The sequence below is a fragment of the Pseudomonas sp. LD120 genome (assembly GCF_009861525.1).
Lineage (GTDB): Bacteria > Pseudomonadota > Gammaproteobacteria > Pseudomonadales > Pseudomonadaceae > Aquipseudomonas.
The window spans coordinates 425,722-444,417 of record NZ_WVHL01000001.1 but is presented as its reverse complement, the minus strand read 5'-3'; the positions used below and the strand labels follow the sequence as shown (position 1 = coordinate 444,417).

12 protein-coding genes are annotated in these 18,696 nt (G+C 59.2%); 3 read left to right on the top strand and 9 right to left on the bottom strand.

What is annotated here, in order from left to right; translation table 11 throughout:
* Window position 1 precedes the first annotated feature (1 nt).
* The 9 genes from PLD_RS02145 to PLD_RS02100 all read right to left on the bottom strand — a co-directional run bounded on the left by PLD_RS02145 (window position 2) and on the right by PLD_RS02100 (window position 15,048).
* A protein-coding gene (locus PLD_RS02145; protein ID WP_159889365.1) for an IS3 family transposase occupies window positions 2-1,224 on the bottom strand; the annotation gives its coding sequence in 2 pieces (ribosomal slippage) (window positions 2-861 and window positions 861-1,224; 1,224 coding nt in all).
* Between the two features lie 788 nt (window positions 1,225-2,012).
* The gene (locus tag PLD_RS02140) at window positions 2,013-2,621 is read right to left on the bottom strand and encodes a hypothetical protein (protein ID WP_159889363.1); all 609 of its coding nucleotides are present in this window, start codon (window positions 2,619-2,621) and stop codon (window positions 2,013-2,015) included.
* 319 nt (window positions 2,622-2,940) lie between these two features.
* Complete coding sequence (locus PLD_RS02130; protein ID WP_159889361.1) at window positions 2,941-3,465, bottom strand: hypothetical protein; 525 nt, start codon at window positions 3,463-3,465, stop codon at window positions 2,941-2,943.
* Window positions 3,462-7,628 (bottom strand): RHS repeat-associated core domain-containing protein, encoded by a 4,167-nt coding sequence (locus PLD_RS02125; protein WP_159889359.1) that lies wholly within the window; start codon window positions 7,626-7,628, stop codon window positions 3,462-3,464. Before PLD_RS02125 ends, PLD_RS02130 begins: the two co-directional genes overlap by 4 nt.
* A 43-nt stretch (window positions 7,629-7,671) precedes the next feature.
* Window positions 7,672-8,121, bottom strand: coding sequence for a DcrB-related protein (locus tag PLD_RS02120; protein WP_159889357.1), 450 nt, complete (start codon window positions 8,119-8,121; stop codon window positions 7,672-7,674).
* 26 nt (window positions 8,122-8,147) lie between these two features.
* The gene (locus PLD_RS02115) at window positions 8,148-10,133 is read right to left on the bottom strand and encodes a type VI secretion system tip protein VgrG (RefSeq protein ID WP_159889355.1); all 1,986 of its coding nucleotides are present in this window, start codon (window positions 10,131-10,133) and stop codon (window positions 8,148-8,150) included.
* A 1,261-nt stretch (window positions 10,134-11,394) separates the two neighbouring features.
* Window positions 11,395-12,219, bottom strand: a complete 825-nt coding sequence (locus PLD_RS02110) for a nitrilase-related carbon-nitrogen hydrolase (protein WP_159889353.1) — start codon at window positions 12,217-12,219, stop codon at window positions 11,395-11,397.
* Complete coding sequence (locus PLD_RS02105; protein WP_159889351.1) at window positions 12,216-13,661, bottom strand: cytosine permease; 1,446 nt, start codon at window positions 13,659-13,661, stop codon at window positions 12,216-12,218. Before PLD_RS02105 ends, PLD_RS02110 begins: the two co-directional genes overlap by 4 nt.
* 346 nt (window positions 13,662-14,007) lie before the next feature.
* Window positions 14,008-15,048, bottom strand: a complete 1,041-nt coding sequence (locus tag PLD_RS02100) for a low specificity L-threonine aldolase (RefSeq protein WP_159889349.1) — start codon at window positions 15,046-15,048, stop codon at window positions 14,008-14,010.
* 100 nt (window positions 15,049-15,148) lie between these two features.
* Here PLD_RS02100 and PLD_RS02095 point away from each other — a divergent pair, with 100 nt between their 5' ends.
* The 3 genes from PLD_RS02095 to PLD_RS02085 all read left to right on the top strand — a co-directional run bounded on the left by PLD_RS02095 (window position 15,149) and on the right by PLD_RS02085 (window position 18,689).
* Window positions 15,149-15,895 carry a TraX family protein gene (locus tag PLD_RS02095; protein WP_159889347.1) on the top strand — a complete coding sequence of 249 codons (747 nt, stop codon included), beginning with the start codon at window positions 15,149-15,151 and terminating at the stop codon, window positions 15,893-15,895.
* A gap of 266 nt (window positions 15,896-16,161) precedes the next feature.
* Window positions 16,162-17,415: a serine hydroxymethyltransferase gene (locus PLD_RS02090; protein ID WP_159889345.1), complete on the top strand. Its 1,254-nt coding sequence runs from the start codon at window positions 16,162-16,164 to the stop codon at window positions 17,413-17,415.
* A gap of 23 nt (window positions 17,416-17,438) precedes the next feature.
* Window positions 17,439-18,689 (top strand): sarcosine oxidase subunit beta family protein, encoded by a 1,251-nt coding sequence (locus tag PLD_RS02085; protein WP_016964291.1) that lies wholly within the window; start codon window positions 17,439-17,441, stop codon window positions 18,687-18,689.
* Window positions 18,690-18,696: the final 7 nt, after the last annotated feature.

Genomic DNA, 18,696 nt, shown 5'->3' with positions numbered 1-18,696 from the left:
CTCAAAACGCCCGATGCACCGCATCGGGCGTTTTGTATTTGAGCGCTAGATGGGGTCGCTCAGCGTTATAAATTGATACCGACTCACTCACCATCTTCCTTGCATGCGCCAAGTTCTCTGGTCGATGAAACAGAAACTCTGTCTTCAAGATCCCATTCACCCGCTCCGCCAAAGCATTCTGGTAGCAGTCATAACCGTCCGTCATCGAACAACGGATTCCGTGTTTGGCATGCAGCGCCTGATAAAGCGCAGAACAGTATTGGCTACCCCGATCCGAGTGATGCACCAACGGTAATTCGGTTTGACGCTGCTTCACGGCACTGCGCAGCGCTCGTATTACCGACTCGGTCCGTAAGTTTTCATGGACGTGATAACCCACAATCTTGCGCGAGTAAGCGTCGGTCACAAGACTCAGATACGCCACACCTTCGCGAGTGGGTAGATAGGTGATGTCGGCCACCCAGACCTGCTCCGGACCATTTGGCACCACTTGATCAGGGCCGGATTTAAGCAGGTTTGGATGGCGCCGGAAGCGATGATGACTGTCGGTAGTCTTATGGTAAGCACGCTTGCGAGCCACCAGCAGGCGATGTTCGCGCAAGATTGCAAACAGCCGATCACGGCCTACTTGAAGTTCAAGCAGGGGCTGGCAATGCAGCAGATGGTGCAGCTTGCGGGTGCCCAAGCGGGGCTGGTGCAAGCGCTTGTATTGGACGAAATCCATCACTCTCTGGTCGAGGGTCAAGCGCGCGTCCTGAGCTTGGTTGCGCTTGTAGTAGGCCTGTCGGCTAATCCCCATGAACTGGCAAGCCCTACTGATACTCAGGTCCTGGATTTGCTTTTGCGTGAGGACTTGCCGGGACGCTTTTTTACGACGCTGATCCCGTAATCGTTCTTTAGAACATTGACTACCGCCTCAAGGAACTGGGCTTTCTGATTCGACAGCGCGAGCTGCGCTTCCAGCTCCTTGATACGTTGTTCCGGGGTTAACGGCAGGGCGGGCTCATTCACGGAAATGGTCCTCGAAGAGCGAATTGAAGCGCCTTGGCTCCAGTCCTGGAGGCCATGCTTGCGCAACCAGACCAGAACAGTTGATCGACCTTGGATACCGTAGCGCTGTTGAGCCTCTTTATAACTCAACTCGCCTTTTTCGACCTGATCCACCACGGCCAGTTTAAAAGCCAGCGTGTAATCACTCTGCGTGCGCTTGATCTCAGTGCTCATCACCCTCTCCTTGAATAAGGTCAGAAGGTGTCAACCTTATTCAGGACGGGACATGTTCATAAATAACGCCTCGGTCGGTTGAGAGCGCCACTTGATCGTCGCCAAACGGAGGGTGGCAGCTGTACGCAGGTTGGCGAACCGGGACCGGGGAGCCGGCAGACCCGAAGGTCTCCCGCGTACAGCCGCCATAAGGCAGCTTTACGGATGCGAAAAACCCTGCAAAGCAAGCCCAGGGTTCTCGCACACGGTCATAGGGTCGCCAAACCCGTTCGTCATCAGGACGACTCGGAACTATAGGCATGCACTCCAGAACGGAACAAGGCCCTGGCGAGACAGGACTTTCTGAGTTTGCTGTAGGACTCAGGAGCGCGAGTGTGGATCAAGCACGCCGCCGGTTCAATGGCATTCCTCAGTCGAAGCCGATGCTTTCGCTGTGACGGGTTTCGCGGTCGTACGGTTGATCGATATTCGTCTCATAAATGCATAGCTCACAGCAGCTGTGCTCATCGCTGATGTAGCAAAAGACAAAAAGTCAGGAAAAATCAAAGATAAAAATTGTCGATTACACTCTATTCTTCTCTTTTTTCTTGCCCAAGTAAAAAACAAGATATTTTTAGGTCTTTCTTTGAAAGAACAAACTTTGTTATAGCTATAAGAGGTATCAAAGTAATTATATTAAGTAAGTCTGGTTTTGCATCTTAGCCAGTGTTTTTATCCAAAGGGCTCAAGAAATCGTAATTAGTTCTGGATGAGATTTTATTTGTGGCTTTTGTCGTGACTTAGCCCTCCTATGGGTAGCGGATCTCCTGATAGCCATTAGGGAATTCATTAATAATTTTGCTTACTATACCATCCAAATAATAGAACAGTACTTGATATGTTGAACAAAGCTCTTGGTCATGCTGTTTTTGCATAACCAATATCGAGCTCAGCCTTTCGCCATCATATAGGTAATCAGAAGTGCTGCTGCCATACTTTCCGAAATTAGCATCTCGCAAAACCTTTCCATTGACTATAGAGCTAATGGTTATATTTCTTATTGTTTTTGTGCTGTTTATATATATGCTTTTTATGCTTTCTTTGTCATAGAAATAGAAGTCTCTGTTAATAATTGATTCAGACTGTCCGTAAATATCTATCATCACTACTCTGTCGCTTTTATCGAAGTAGTAAACGTGGGTATTTTTAATGGTTTTTGGGAGGTTTTTTAGTTCTTTTCCTAGCTTAAAACCGGCTCTCTGGATTTCAAACGGCCTCAAATTAAATAACGCCCCTTTGCTTATGATTTTTCGTGCTACTTCTTCTTTGGAAATTTTTAAGAGTGAGTTAAGAAATACATCACACTTTGACTGGATTTCGTAAAACTCTTTTTCAAGTTCTTGACGTTCGCTTTTCATAAAGACACCCGTTATTTCATATGAATTTCTGATTTTTCATCGTTGGCGTATTAGGCTCTGTATGAAAAGCTTTGAGACGAAGGTCAGGCAAGGTGAAAACGGTTGAGGAAGCGGAGTTTACTGGTTGTAAATGAGCATTCCGAGACCGTTTCAACGCAGTATCACCGAGTAAATCCTAGGAGGCTGACCATGCACCACGATCGGTTGTTCGATGTGAGTGAGGCATGGGTATGGTTGGCCGAGGCCAGAATACTGGCTCGTCGGCTTACAGCTTAATTTTGTCTACACCCTCTAAAGGATGTTGGAAAAATAATTTACTTTAAACGCAGAACCACTCTTCATCACCAATATCTATCTTGCACGTAAAAAAATCAATGTCTTCGAATTGAGTTAAGTGCTCTTTGATCATTTTAACCAAATCACGCTCACCACAATTGATATATGCATGAATCTCATCTGTAGAGAACACAATAAGGATGGATGAAGAAAAATCCGCAGATGAGAGAAAAATCGAGAAAGCTTCATTGTATTCAGAGTGGAAAAAAACTTTTATAAACTCAACTTTAAACGGAAGAAAATCTCCACTCCTGCGTTCGCTCAAGACTGAATACAAAGAATACAAATTAAAATCATCGAATTCATTAATAAGGTTGGTGGAAATAAGTGGATTGGCTCCATTTATATAAAATCCAACTACACCGCCATAATCAACTTCAAAAAAGCTCACATTATCAATTAGCTCTCCATTCTCATCACTTACCATGATAAGTGATGAGATGGTTTTGTTGTAAAGTAGTGATGATATTTTCTTTAGAAAAAAGCGATGATAATTAGTTGCCTTCACTTTATTGCCTCTTGTAAAAATGAGGATATGCGATCCCTATGAAGAAATGTAGTTATTTCATTCGTTGAGTTGTTTACTAAGATCACGGCTTTATCCTTCACGTATACGCGCATAGACTCAATTGTATTCCATTTAAAATTCGGATTAGCTAAGTTTCCGCTATCATTTACTATGGAGAGAATAAAATTTTTCTTTCCTGCCACATCTCCTTTTGCGACGGGAACACCTAACCGCCTAGAGGTCATATATATATCTTGAGCATGTTTTTTTAATTTTCCCTCAAAATTTTTGCTGAATTTAACAGAGCAAGCTGTTAATCCAAGCGGATCAACCCACCCCAACGCATTCGGCGCATACCGATACAGGTTCTCGCCGCCCGCCAAGCCAATCGGGTCCTGCGTGGTAAACCGTCCCACCGCCGGATCGTAGTACCTGAAGGTGTTGTAGTACAGCCCGCTTTCCCGGTCGTGATATTGCCCCTGAAAGCGTAGATTCTGTTCCACCGTATTCGGTGATATCGCTTCCAATCCGCCCCAGGCTTTGTAGTACGCGCGCCACACGACATGTCCTTGGGCGTCGGTCATTTCCTGTGGGGTGCCGATCTGGTCGGTGTGGAAGTAGTAGGTCTGGCCCGGCTGCTCGGGCAGTGTGGGGTCTGTATCGATGCGCGCCAGGGGCGCGTAGCTGTCGGTCTCGTAGACGTAGGTGCTGTGGCGCTGCGGTTGTTGCTCTTGCAGCAGGCGCAGGCCTTGCCAGAGGAAGGTCGTTTCTTGGGTCTGGCCGCTTTGGGTGACCTGCTTGCCAATGCGGCGCCCGAGGGCGTCGTAGTGGTAACGCGCTTCGCTGTGCAGGGTTGCGCCGTGCCAGGTCTGGGCGTGGATCAGGCGGTTTTCGCAATCGTAGGTGAAGCGTTGCATTGCGCCATTGGCGCTGCTCTTTTCGCTGAGGTTGCCCCAGTCGTCGTAGGTAAAACGCAGGTCCTTGAAGGCTATGAGGCGGTTGTTCTGGATCTTGTCGAATTGCCAACTGCCGCTGCCGCAAAGGTTGCCGGCCGGGTCGTAGGAGAAGTCTTCGGTGTGCAGTTGTGGGTGGTTTGGTTGGCGGCTGCGTAGTTGGCCATTGGCGTCGTAATGGAAGTCGGTGATACCGCGCTGTTTGTCGACGATCCGCTGTACTTCACCGCCCGGGCTGTAGTGATAGCGGCGGTGCAGGGCGGTGGCGGGATGTTGCGGGAGGCCGAGCAGGCTGTCGGTCTTTTCCTGCAGTTGGCTCAGTTGTTCGTGGGGCAGGTGGATCGCGGCTTGCCAGAGCTTGCGCCCCTGGCTGTCGTAGCCGTAGCGACTGGTGAGGGTGCCTTGGGTGCGCAGGGTTTCGCGGTGCAGGGCGTCGCGCTCGAAGTCGCTGATCAAGTGGCCGTCGAGGTTGATCTGGTGCAGGTGGCCGCTGCCGTAATAGAGCTGATTGAGCTGGCGAGCGTCGGGCAGGGTCAAGCCGGTGAGATTGCCCAGGGCGTCATAGTGGTAGGCAATATTGCCGGTGTTGCTGCTTTCGCTCAGCAGTTGGTCGGCGGCGTCGTAGCTGAAGGCCAGGCGATCGGGGCGGATGCCCAGGGCTTCGCCCAGTTTTCCCGGCAGGCGCTCGACGGCAATCAGGCGATCGGCATCGTCGTAGTGATAATCCAGGCGAGCGTCGCTGGTGACCCGGCTGAGCAGGCGCCCCGCGGCGTCGTGCTCGAACTGTTGCACGCGAGTGACCTGGAGCAGGCTCGGGCCGGTGGCGATTTCTTCCAGTTGGCTCAGTTGGCCGTTGAGGCTATAGCTGAAGCGGCGGCGTAGGCCATCGATACGCACTTCTTCCTGCAGGCGATCGCTGGCGTCGTAGCTGAAGCGGTAGGCGGCCTTGTTTTCGTTGAGCAGGGCTATCAGGCGCTGGGCTTTGTCGTATTGATAGTGAACCTGCTGGCCACGCGCATCCTTGCGCCGGCTGGGCAGGCCCCGGGACGTGCGCGCCAGGCTGGTGGTGTGACCGTCGGCATTGGTGTGGCTGAGCAACTGGCCAAGGGCGTTGTAACGGTACTGGTCATGGGTACCGCCTGGATGGTCGACGCGCAGCACTTCGCCATCGGCTTTGCGGGTCAGGCGCGTGGTGCACTTCAGGGCATCGGTGATGCTCGCCAGGTGCAGGTGGCTGTCGTAGCTATAGCGCGTCAGCTGTCCGGAGCAGTCCTGGTATTGCTCGATCTGCCCCAGTTCGTTCCACCATAGTCGGGTGTGGTTGCCCAGCGGGTCGATGCGGGTGTGGGGCAGGCCGGCGTCAGTGTTGAAGAATTGGGTGACGTGACCCAAAGGGTCGGTGCTGTCGAGCAGGTTGCCTTGGCGGTCATAGGTCCAGTGCTGGCTACTACCATCGGCACGCTCGATTGCCGTTATCAGGTCGGTGTCCAGGTGATAGCTGTAGCGTATTGAGCGACCTAGTGGATCGGTTTCCTCCTCCAGTCGCGAGAGCTTGTCGTAGGTGAAGCTCAGGGTGCTGCCGTCGGGTAGCTCCAGGCCGGTCATGTTGCCGGATTCATCGAGCTGGAAACGGTACTGCTCGCCGCCAAAGTCGCGGCTGGCGATGACCCGCCTGCCTTCGCTGTAGTCGATCCGCGCGGTGCGACCGAGCACGTCTTTGATATGGGTTTGACGTTGCGCCAGGTCGTAGTAGAACAGGTAGCGTTCGCCGTCACTGGTCCAGTGTTCGGCGACCCTGTGCAGGCCGTCGCTGAAGGTCGCCCAGCGGTAATGACAGCGAAGGCCGAGGGCGTTTTCGTGGGCGACCATCAGGCCCTGGTCGTAGGCAAAACCGCGCACCCGTTCGCCGTTGCGGTTGATCACCCGACTCAGTTGACCGTGGGCGTCGTATTGGTAGTGCACCAGGGTTTCGACAGGCTGGTTGTCGACGACCCGTTCGACCCGGCTCAGGCGCTGTTCATGCTGCTCGTAGCACAGGTGCAAACGCATACCGCCCGAGGCGCACAGATCGCGAAGACGCTGCTGATGGTCATAGCTGAAATTAACAAAGTGGCCGAGGGCGTTTTCGATACGCCGCAGGGGAGATGACTGACCGTCATCGGTCAGTTCACCGAAATAGAAGAAGGTGTTGTCCAGGCTTTGCAGCAGGTAGTGCCCACCTTCGGAGCGCACCACGAACAGTTGCTCGTCCGTCAGGTAGGCGCGCTCGCCGGGCTCCAGTGGCGGCAAGGGCAGGTCACGCCCCTGGTTGTCGCGCAGGAACAACTGTTGATCTTCCAGGCGCAGGCTCTGCTCCCAGGGCAGCACCCAGCCGCGCCCGAGCAAACCTTCGTGGATAATGTCGCTGGCATAGAAACGCGTCCAGGTGATGGGCATCAATCCCGGCAGGCTGAAGTCGGTTTCGCTTTCTTCCAGCAGCAGTTTGCGCCCGCTGATGGCGTCCACCGGGTTGCCGATCAGGCCGCCGGCCACACGGCCAATGGCCGGGCCAATGACGAAGCGTCCCGCCAGTTCACCCGCGACAAACCCGGCAGCAAATTTCAATGCACAAGGGGCGACGGCCTTCAGGCCAATCTTGCCGGCGGTCAGCGCCAGTTTCAGCAGCCCGCCAGCGGCGCCGGCCACGGCCATGAGGATATCGACCGTGGTGCGCAGCCACTCTGGAATCTCGTCTTCGATCTCCAGGTACTGCTCTTTTTCGGCGCCGATAAAAACGCTGTCCGAGCCACTGTCGATGACGCTGCCGCAGGTCAGCTTGTCGCCTTTGCGCGCCGCCGGCAGGCCGTTGATAAACACCTTGGCCGAGCCCTCCGCCACCATCGGAGGAGCCGGATGCTTGGTGCAGATACCCAGGCTGTCCTGTACTTGTGCGGCATTCAGGCCATTGATGAAGACGTCCGGTGAGCCACTGGTAATGCCCCCGGCGGGAGCCTTGGACATTCGTCCGATGGCTTCGCCGGCTGCGGTCAGTGCCATACCTCCCACACCCGCGAGCACCCCGGCCAGCAAGGCGGTGCCAAATCCGCAGGTGGCCACGGTAATTATGGCCACAGCCGCAATCAAGGCGATCCCCAACGCCGCCCCCACCAGAAACCCCACCAGCGCGTTGCTGTGGGCCAGTTCGTCGTTTAACCGTGCCGCTTCAAACATGCTTGGCCTCCCAGGCCTCTCGTTCCTTGAGTCCGCAGGCGCCTTATGGCTTGGACGGGGGCGGAGGATGGGCCTCGAAGCTCGCCAGGACGTCCGTCCATAGCTGATTCAACGAATCGTCGAAGGGCTGCTGACTGGTGGCCGAAAACACCAGCACGCGCTGAGGCGAGACGATAAAGCCGGCCTGACGCTGGTACACCGGGCGTCCGTCGCTCTGGTAATGGGCGTCGACTTGCAGGCCCGGCACCGGGGATTGCGTCGAAAGCCAGACCTCTTGCAGGTCCTGACGTTTGTATTTGCGCAACTTGGCGGCAATCAGGCCGACCTGGCGCTCGACATACTCCGCCAGGCTTTCCCCGGGCAAGGTGATGTCCCGCGACAGGGTCAGACTGAAGGGCGCGGGCAGGGCGATGCCTGGGACGAACATATTGACGCTGCGGTCTTGAAAGCCGTTGGGCAGCGTGAGTTTTCCTTCCTGGATCAGGTAGTCCATGGGTGTTTGCTCAGGGGAAGTGAAGGTTAGGAGGCGGCGGTTGGCGGCGGCGAGAAGCTGGCCTCGACTCCGGCCTCGATGCTGCCTTTGACGCCGTCCGCTTCGGGCCCTGTGGCGGCGGCGCCACCGGGCATATTCATGTCGAGCTGGCCGCCGGTGTTGATTTGCGCGTCGCCGGTCACCGAGAAGTTGAAGGCGCTGCCGTAGAGATTGATTTCCCCCGTGGCCAGCATTTCGATCACGCTCTGGCCGCAGACCAGGCGTATTTTTTCTCCGGCTTCGATCAGGTATTGGGTGCCAATGCTGTCCTTCTTGGTGGCGCCGACTTGCAGGGTGTCGTCGACCTTGACCGTTCTCAAGCTGTTCTGGCCGACGCTGATGGTTTCGTCCTGGCCGACCGAGTGCACACGGTTGACGCCGACCCAATGGCTTTCATTGTTCCTGACGGTGCAGTCCTGATCGCGCTGGGCATGGATGTAGATTTGCTCCTGGCCGGCGCGATCCTCGATGCGCAACTCGTTGGAGCCATTGCCGCCCAGGCTGCTGCGGGTCTTGAACACGCTGCGGGTCTTGTTCGCCGGCAGTGGGTAGGGCACCGGCGTGTGCTGGTTCGGCACGCAGCCGGTGACCAGGGGCTGCTCAGGGTCGCCGCCGATAAAGCTCACCAGCACTTCCATGCCGATGCGCGGGATGATCACGTGGCCAAAACCTTCACCGGCCCAGCTGGTGGCCACCCGCACCCAGCAGCTGGAGAACTCGTTGCGCTCACCCTCGCGGTCCCAATGAAACTGAATCTTTATCCTTGAGTGTTCGTCACACCAGATTTCCTCCCCCGCAGGACCGGTCACCAGCGCGGTCTGGCTGCTCAGGCGGGGCTTGGGGGCCGGCTCTTGCGGCCGAAAGAAGGTGTCCCAGGGGATGGCGCTGAAGCGGTTGCGGTAACCCTGGGTAAAGCCGTCGTGGCGGTCGTCGCTGGTGACCGACTCTTCCAGCACCTGCGGTTGTCGACCTTTGTGCTCGACGCTGACCAGCAACCACATCTGGTTGTATTCGCCGCGCGGGTGCTCGCTGAGGGTGACCAGATGGCCGCAGCGAAAGGTCGACAGATCACTCTGCCCCTTGGCCAATTGGTAGTCGGCGCGGTGGCCTTCGAGGGCGATCTGGCTCAACTGCTTGCCCACCGCGCCGGTGCTGTAGCGGCCGGGGTAGCGATAGTCTTCCAGCACCGGGGTGGCCTCGCTGCGCACAGCACTGTGCAAGGTGCTGGGCACCGGATCGAGTTTAGCGCCGCTGGAGGCGCTGCGCGGGTCGGGCTTTTTCAGGTTGTAGTCGCGGCGCACCACCTGGCTGGTGCGGGTGCTGAAACGCACCGCGAAATGGCTGACCACCGGGTCTTCGGCGGCCAGGCCGCTGCCTTGCTGATAGCGCGCGGTGGCGAGGATCGGGTAGTCGGTCTGGTTGTCGGAAAACACCAGCAGGTGCTGGTCGAGGCTGTGTTCGTGGTGCCAGTGAATGCCGTCTTCAAAGCACAGGCGTTGTAGAAACTGGAAGTCCGTCTCCCCGTATTGCACGCAATACACCCTGGGCACTGAAGGCTTGGGAGCAATGTTGAAGCGGTATTGGTCGGCGAGGATGCCGTGTTCCTTGAGCACCTTGGCGATGATCTGCGGCACTGTCAGGTTCTGGTAGACCCGCTGGTTGTGGCGGTGCTGCAACTGGTACAGGTGAGGGCGCAGGATCAGGTGATAGCGGGTCATGCGCTTGCCGCTGTCGCCGACTTCGATATCGTCGATCAGCCCATGAATGCCTTCACCCTTGAGGCCGAACTGTAGGAACGCCGGCCGGTTGAGCAGGCTTTCCAGATCGACATTGGGGTTGTCCGAAACCAGCTCGACATGAATTGCATACAGCTCGCTGATGGCTTCGTGACCCTTGAAGGCCAGCACCTTGAAGTCGTGGCGAACGGCAAGGATGGACAGCACGAAATGCGCAGTGTCGGCCGGCGCGAACATAGGCTCATCCTTAAGCGTGAGAGAGGCCAGGCCCGCGCCATACCTGGCCCGGGTGCGAAGTGGCGCTCAACCTAGCAAAGGGCGCGCAAACGCTAATATGGGACGAGTCTGGAAAGTCGCTTGAAGTTTCTGAGCATTAAAAAGCGGCCTCGAATCAAGAGCCGTGGTGTTTAAGCTTCGTGCCCCGCCCAACGTTTAAATGCCATGACCGAAAAACACGTCAAGACTATCGAAGGTATGCAACAACTGGCCCTGGCCCGAGGAGGCGTGTGCCTGTCGGAGACCTATCGCAACCTGGCTACTCGGCTGTCCTGGCGCTGTGCAGTGGGTCATGAGTGGCTGGCTGATCCTTATCGAATCATTCGGGGAAGTTGGTGCCCGGTGTGTGCTCGCCTGCAACGTCGTGACACCTTGGAAACTGCGCAGCAGGTCGCTGCCGAGCGGGGTGGGCGATGTCTTTCAACGCACTACGAATCACGTCGGCTACCCATGGAGTGGCAATGCCACTTGGGGCATCGTTGGCTGGCGACATTCGGCAGCATCAAGCAACGCAGTTGGTGCCCGACCTGTTTTCGCATGAGAAAGCGCGACACCCTGGAAGAGATGCAGGAAATCGCTACTCAGCGTGGGGGACGCTGTTTATCCGATTCCTATATCGATAGCGCTCATGCCTTGCTCTGGGAATGTGAGCAAGGGCATCGCTGGAAAGCGGTGCCCGCCAGTGTCAAACACCGTAGTTGGTGCCCCGTGTGCGTTGTAAAAAAGAGGTGTCGCACCTTGCAAGACGTTCAGGCCGCCGCCCGAGCGCGTGGGGGGGAATGCTTGTCCACGGAATACATCAATGGCACCACCCCATTAACGTGGCGTTGCGCCAAAGGCCATGCTTGGGAGGCCCCCGCTGCCGGGGTTCTGCAAGGTGCCTGGTGCCGCCAATGCTATTACGACAGCATGCGCAGCAACATTAAAGCCATGAAAAATATGGCCCGATCTCGTGGCGGCGACTGCCTCTCGAAAGAGTACGTTGACTCAGCGACCAAGTTGCAGTGGCAGTGCAGTATCGGACATACCTGGTATGCGATCCCGCACTCCATTACCCAAGGCCGCTGGTGCCCGGAGTGTTCTTTTTTGGCCAGGTGCCGCAATGAGCAGAAGCGGCGCCGCTACTTGTAGATTCGTTACGTCAGATCGAGGCATCAGGTGACGACTGCGGCACAGCCGAGCGCGAGCAAAGCTTTCTCGCCACAGAGGCCTCAACGTTCGCTCAATACAACGCCGGGCGCCGATCCAGGTGCACATGGTTATGGTCGCTAATGGACTTGTGCCAGGCCTGGGCCAGCTCCAGGTCCGCCAGCAACAGTTGCTCCCCGCTGCTCCGGTCCTTGCCCGCCAGCGGATAGCCATCGGCATCGACGATGGTCGAGCCGCTTACCCAGTTCACCCCACGCTCTTCGCCACAGCGGTCGCAGGCGGCGATGAACATCCGGTTGACCGCCGCATTGGCCTGCACACGCACCATCTCCGCCGGCCGCTCACCGGGCGGGCGCGGGCCGTCCGGCCAGTTCACCGGCGCGCACAAAAGCGCCGCCCCGGCCAGGGCCGGCAGGCGCACCCACTCAGGAAACTCCAGGTCGTAGCAGATCATCACGGCAATCGGCCCAAGGCGCGTGGCCACCACCGGCGGTGGTTCGTTGCCCGGGGTGAAGATCAGGTTCTCCCGGTCCCACAGGTGGGCCTTGCGGTACACCGTCACGCCCCCTTCGGGTTCCACCAGCGCCGCGCTGTTGGCCACGCGATCATCGTCCAGGCGCTCGCAGAAGCCACCGACAATCACCACTTGCAGCTCCTTGGCCAGGGTTTTCCACAGGCTCAGGGTCGGCCCGTCGAGGCTTTCCGCGAGCGCCAGGGCTTCGTTCAGGTCGCGGAACACGTAGCCGCTTTGCACCAGTTCCGGCAGCACCACCACCTGGGCGCCGCGGGCGGCGGCCTGGCGGATGGCCTCGGCACTGAGGGTGCGGTTGTACGCCAAGTCGCCGATGCGCGGGGCCAGTTGCTGGCAGGCCACTTTCAGGGATGTCTGAGGGATCATGGGGCGCCTCCTTCCAGTTGTTGTTCGCTGGCCTGGATGGCCAGGCGTTCGGCTTCCAGATCCAGGTGGCGGGTCAGCGCCCAGTAGACCAGCCCGGCCACCGCCAGGCCAATCACGAAGGCAATGTCGGCGCCGCCCAGGGCCTGGGACAGCGGCCCCTGGTAGAAGCTCAGGGACATGAACGGCACCATCGCCAGCAGACCGAGGAAATACGCCAGCAGCCCGGCGCTGGACCAGCGTCCGTAGATCCCCGCCGGGTTGAAAATGTCGTTGATGGCGTAGCGGCCTTTGCGCACCAGGTAGAAGTCGGCCAGGTTGACTGCGGTCCAGGGAACCAGGAAATACAGCATCAGCAAGACAAAGGTATTGAAGCTGCCCAGGTAGCTTTCGGGAATGTTCATGGCGATCAGGAAGATCACCACCGCCACCAGCAGGATGCCGGTCACCCGGCTCTTGAGGTTGGGCTTGATCGACTTGAAACCGTCGATGGCACTGATGCCGGTGAGCATGGCGCCGTAGCAGTTGACCGCCATGATGCCCACCAGCGCCGGCACCGCGATCAGCACGGTGAAGGTGCCGAAACCGGGAATCAGCTGATTGCCCACTTCGCGCACGCTGGCGATGGCATCCGGTGAAGGCAGGGCCGAGGCCAAGAAGGCACCCAGGGACATCAGCCACAGGGCCGAGCCGGCGGCACCCAGGTAGGTCCAGAAAATCACCTGACGCGACGGCGTCTGGTGCGGCAGGTAGCGTGAGTAGTCGGAGACGTATACCGAATAGCTGATCTGGTAACCGGCGGCGGCCGACAGCTGGATCAGGAACGCCGACCAGGAGAACTGCGGGTCGGCCAGGGCCGAGTCGGCCTGCAGGGTCAGCAGGGCGCTGACGGTGAGCACCGCGAACACGCTGATCATTACGTAGGTCAGCCAGCGCTGCACGGTGTGCAGCAGGTCGTGACCCACCACCGCGATCAGCACCGCCACGGCGATCATCAGGGTGTACCAGGGTGCCCGGGCGCCTGGAATGACCGTGTTGATAGCATCGGTGGCAAGAATCACGTTGAACACGTTGAAGCCGATGTAGACGAACACCACCGCGGTGAACGGCACGATGGCGCCGCGCAGGCCGAACTGGGCGCGGGACTGGATCATCTGCGGCAGGCCCATGCGCGGGCCCTGGTTGGCGTGGAATGCCATGCAGAACGTGCCCAGACACACGCCGATGATGATTGCCAAGATGGCGTATTGCAGGGCCAGGCCCAGGGCCGCGCCGGTGAAACCGGTGACCATGGTGGTGAGCACGAAGTTGCCGGTGAACCAGAACGGCCCTTGATGCCAGACCTTGCCGTGGCGCTCGTTGCGCGGCACGTAGTCGATGGAGCGGGTTTCGATCTTCAGGCCCGGTGGATGAGCCTTTTGGTTGACGCAAGACTGAGTCGTCATGGGGTCGCTGCCTTGTTTTTATAGGACGACCCCGGAGTCTCGGACAAAGGTGGCGGATGTTGAATCAGCAGGGGCAAATAATCAGTTCAGGAATTTGTGAACTGATGCGTTCGCTGGCCAGCCGGTTCCCATGGAAGAGGGCGGCTCGTTGTAAAAGCCGGCTTGCCGGCGCAGGCACTTGTGAAATCGGCGCTCGGGTTGCGGGGCTCTTTGCTGGCAGGCCAGATGCTTCGCGGCGGAAGGTGCGCAGGGCATTGTAGAAGCTGGCTTGCCGGCGCAGGCGCCGCTGAGAACGGCGCTCGGGTTGAGGGGCTCTTCGCTGGCCAGCCAGCTCCGGGGCGGGGGGTCAGGCGCTCATCACGGTGCGGATGTCTGCCGCCAGTTCACGCACGCGGGCTTCCTCGGTGTCCCAGGAACACATGAAGCGTGCGCCGCCCTTGCCGATGAAGGTGTAGAAGCGCCAGCCCCTGGCAGTCAGCGCGGCAATCGCCGGCTCCGACAGTTGCAGGAACACGCCGTTGGCCTGCACCGGGAACATCAGTTCCACGCCTGGGATGTCTTCCACCAGTTTGGCCAGCAGTTGCGCGCAATGGTTGGCGTGACGGGCGTGCTTGAGCCAGGCGTCGTGTTCCAGCAGGCCGACCCAGGGCGCCGAGAGAAAGCGCATTTTCGACGCCAGTTGACCGGCCTGTTTGCAGCGGTAGTCGAAGTCCTCCGCCAGCGCGTGGTTGAAGAACAGAATCGCTTCACCCACCGCCATGCCGTTTTTCGTGCCACCAAAGCACAGCACGTCGACCCCGGCTTTCCAGGTCAGTTCCGCTGGGGTGCAGCCTAGGAAGGCGCAGGCATTGGAGAAACGCGCGCCGTCCATGTGCAGGTTGAGCCCCAGTTCCTTGCAGGTGGCGCTGATGGCGCGGACCTCTTCCGGGGTGTAGACGCTGCCCACTTCGGTGGCCTGGGTCAGGGTTACCACCCGGGGCTTGGGATAATGGATGTCCTGGCGCTTGAGGGCGATCTCGCGGATCGATTCCGGGGTCAGCTTGCCGTTGTGGGTGCCGGCGATCAGCAGCTTGGAACCGTTGGAGAAGAACTCCGGAGCGCCGCATTCGTCGGTTTCGACGTGGGCGGTTTCCGAGCAGATCACGCTGTGGTAACTCTGGCACAGCGACGACAGGGCCAGGGAGTTGGCAGCGGTGCCGTTGAAGGCGAAGAACACTTCGCAGTCGGTTTCGAACAGCTTGCGGAAATGATCGGCGGCGCGGGCGGTCCATTGATCGTCGCCGTAAGCGCGTTCGTGGCCATGGTTGGCCTGCTCCATGGCGGCCCAGGCTTCAGGGCAGATGCCGGAATAGTTGTCGCTGGCGAACTGTTGGCTTTTGTCGGTCATGGCCGGCTCCGTGGTCGATGATGGTGCGCACTTTACCCAAGAATAATGGCCCAGCACACGCTCTGTTTATGCCGGAATAATGCATGCCCCATAAGGATTTATGCGTGATGCGATGCTGAAACCCAACGCCGCCCCCCGCGACGGGGCGCTGGATGCGCTGAAATGGCTGGCGCTGCTGAGCATGGTCCTCGATCACCTGCGTTATGTCGGCCTGAGCCTGGACTGGCTGTACGTCCCCGGGCGCCTGGCGTTTCCCTGGTTCTGCCTGGCGATGGCGCTGAACCTGACGCGGATCCGAGTGGGCCCGGCCACCGACAACCGGGGCGGGCCATGGCGCTACCTGGGCTGGCTGCTGGTGTTCAGCCTGCTGAGCGAGATCCCCTATCGCCTGTTCATTCCCGACCCCGACACCTTGAATGTGTTGCCGACCCTGGCCCTGGGCCTGCTGGTGGCCCGGGGCTGGCAACGGCGCCGGGGCCTGGATCTGGGGCTTGGGTTGCTGGCCCTGGGGCTGGCCCTGCTGTTCAGCCAGTGGCTGATGTTCGGTGCATTTGGCGTGTTGCTGCCCCTGGCGCTGCTGTTGGTGATTGGCCGGCCCTGGTACTTCAGCCTGCTGCCGGGGGCGCTGTGCCTGGCGGCCAACCAGTGGGAAACCTTGTTCCCGGCAGCGCGCCTGGGCAATCAGGTGGCGACCTATGGTATTGCCGCTTGTCTGCTGGCGCCGTGGCTGGGGGGACATTTGCTGCGCTTGATGCACGGCTGTTCCGTGCCGGCGATGCAGCGTTGGGCCTACCTGCTGTACCCGGGACACTTTCTCCTGCTGCTGGCCCTGCGCCAACTCCTGTAGCCGCTGCCGCAGGCTGCGAACGGCTTGGGCGGCATTCCGACGCAGCAGACGCGGCGATCCTGAAGGCGCCGATCCAGAGCCTTTGCCTGATGGCGGGGGCAGGCATTTGTCTGTGGGCGCCAGGGCATGTCGTAAACGCACCTTTGCGTGGCGTCCATAGGCATTTGAGTTCGCCGTCTCGGTCATACCATCGCATCCAAAGGGCGCAGCTTTAAGGCTGGCCTCACCGAGACGAAAGGCGCAGCGCCGCCGCTGGGAGAGACGTGATGTTCAGCAAGCAAGACCAAATCCAGGGTTACGACGATGCACTGCTGGCGGCGATCAATGCCGAGGAACAACGCCAGGAAGATCACATCGAGCTGATTGCGTCGGAGAACTACACCAGCAAGCGGGTGATGCAGGCGCAAGGCAGCGGGCTGACCAACAAGTACGCCGAGGGCTATCCGGGCAAGCGCTACTACGGTGGCTGTGAGCATGTGGATAAGGTCGAGGCGCTGGCCATCGAGCGCGCCAAGCAGTTGTTCGGCGCCGATTACGCCAACGTCCAGCCGCATTCCGGTTCGTCGGCCAACGGTGCCGTGTACCTGGCCCTGCTGCAGGCCGGCGACACCATCCTCGGCATGAGCCTGGCCCATGGCGGCCATCTGACCCACGGCGCCAAGGTGTCGTCCTCGGGCAAGCTGTACAACGCCGTGCAGTACGGCATCGATACCCGCACCGGGCTGATCGACTACGACGAGGTCGAGCGCCTGGCCGTGGAACATAAGCCGAAGATGATCGTCGCCGGCTTCTCGGCCTACTCCAAGACCCTGGACTTCCCGCGCTTCCGGCAGATCGCCGACAAGGTCGGGGCGTTGCTGTTCGTCGACATGGCCCACGTCGCCGGGCTGGTGGCCGCCGGTCTGTATCCCAACCCGCTGCCCTATGCCGATGTGGTCACCACCACCACCCACAAGACCCTGCGCGGTCCCCGTGGTGGCCTGATCCTGGCCAAGGCCAACGAAGAGATCGAAAAGAAACTCAACGCCGCGGTGTTCCCCGGTGCCCAGGGCGGTCCGTTGATGCACGTGATCGCCGCCAAGGCGGTGTGCTTCAAGGAAGCGCTGGAGCCCGGGTTCAAGGCCTACCAGCAACAGGTGATCGACAACGCCCAGGCCATGGCCGGCGTATTTATCAAACGCGGCTACGATGTAGTGTCCGGTGGCACCGACAACCATCTGTTCCTGGTCAGCCTGATTCGTCAGGGCCTGACCGGCAAGGATGCCGACGCCGCCCTGGGCCGCGCCCACATCACCGTGAACAAGAACGCCGTGCCCAACGACCCGCAGTCGCCGTTTGTCACCTCCGGCCTGCGCATCGGCACCCCGGCGGTCACCACCCGCGGATTCAAGGTCACCCAGTGCACTGAACTGGCCGGTTGGATCTGCGACATCCTCGACCACCTCGGCGATGCCGACGTCGAGGCCAATGTCGCTCGCCAGGTGGCAGCCCTGTGCGCTGATTTCCCGGTTTACCGCTGAGAGCCGCAACTGGAGCAATGACTATGCAACGCTATTCGGGCTTCGGCCTCTTCAAGCACTCTCTCAGCCACCATGAAAACTGGCAGCGCATGTGGCGCACGCCGACCCCGAAAAAGGTCTACGACGTGGTCATCGTCGGCGGTGGCGGGCATGGCCTGGCCACGGCCTACTACCTGGCCAAGGAACACGGCATCACCAATGTCGCGGTGGTGGAAAAGGGCTGGCTGGGTGGCGGCAACACTGCGCGCAACACCACCATCGTGCGTTCCAACTACCTGTGGGACGAGTCGGCGCAGCTTTACGAGCACGCCATGAAGTTGTGGGAAGGCCTGTCCCAGGACCTCAACTACAACGTGATGTTCTCCCAGCGTGGGGTCTACAACCTGTGCCACACCCTGCAGGACATCCGTGATTCCGAGCGCCGGGTCAGTGCCAACCGCCTCAACGGCATTGATGGCGAGTTGCTCAACACCCAGCAGGTGGCGGACGAGATTCCCTACCTGGACTGTTCGAAGAACACCCGCTACCCGATCCTTGGCGCCACCGTGCAACGGCGCGGCGGCGTGGCCCGTCACGACGCCGTGGCCTGGGGCTTTGCCCGGGCCGCCGACGCCCTGGGCGTGGACCTGATCCAGCAAACCGAAGTCATCGGTTTTCGCAAGGAAAACGGCGTGTGCATCGGCGTCGAGACCAACAAGGGCTTCATCGGCGCCAAGCGCGTCGGCGTGGTCACCGCCGGCAACTCCGGGCACATGGCCAAGCTCGCGGGCTTTCGCCTGCCGATCGAATCCCACCCGCTGCAAGCGCTGGTGTCGGAACCGATCAAACCGATCATCGACAGCGTGATCATGTCCAATGCGGTGCACGGCTATATCAGCCAGTCGGACAAGGGCGACCTGGTGATCGGCGCCGGTATCGACGGCTGGGTCGGCTATGGCCAGCGCGGCTCCTACCCGGTGATCGAACACACCATCCAGGCCATCGTCGAGATGTTCCCGGTGCTTTCCCGGGTGCGCATGAACCGCCAGTGGGGCGGCATCGTCGACACCAGCCCGGACGCCTGCCCAATCATTTCCAAGACCCCGGTGCCGAACATGTTCTTCAACTGCGGTTGGGGCACTGGCGGCTTCAAGGCCACTCCGGGCTCGGGCAACGTGTTTGCCGCGAGCCTGGCCAAGGGTGAGATGCATCCATTGGCCGCCCCTTTCTCCATCGACCGTTTCCACAACGGCGCGCTGATCGACGAACACGGCGCTGCTGCGGTCGCCCACTAAAAGGACA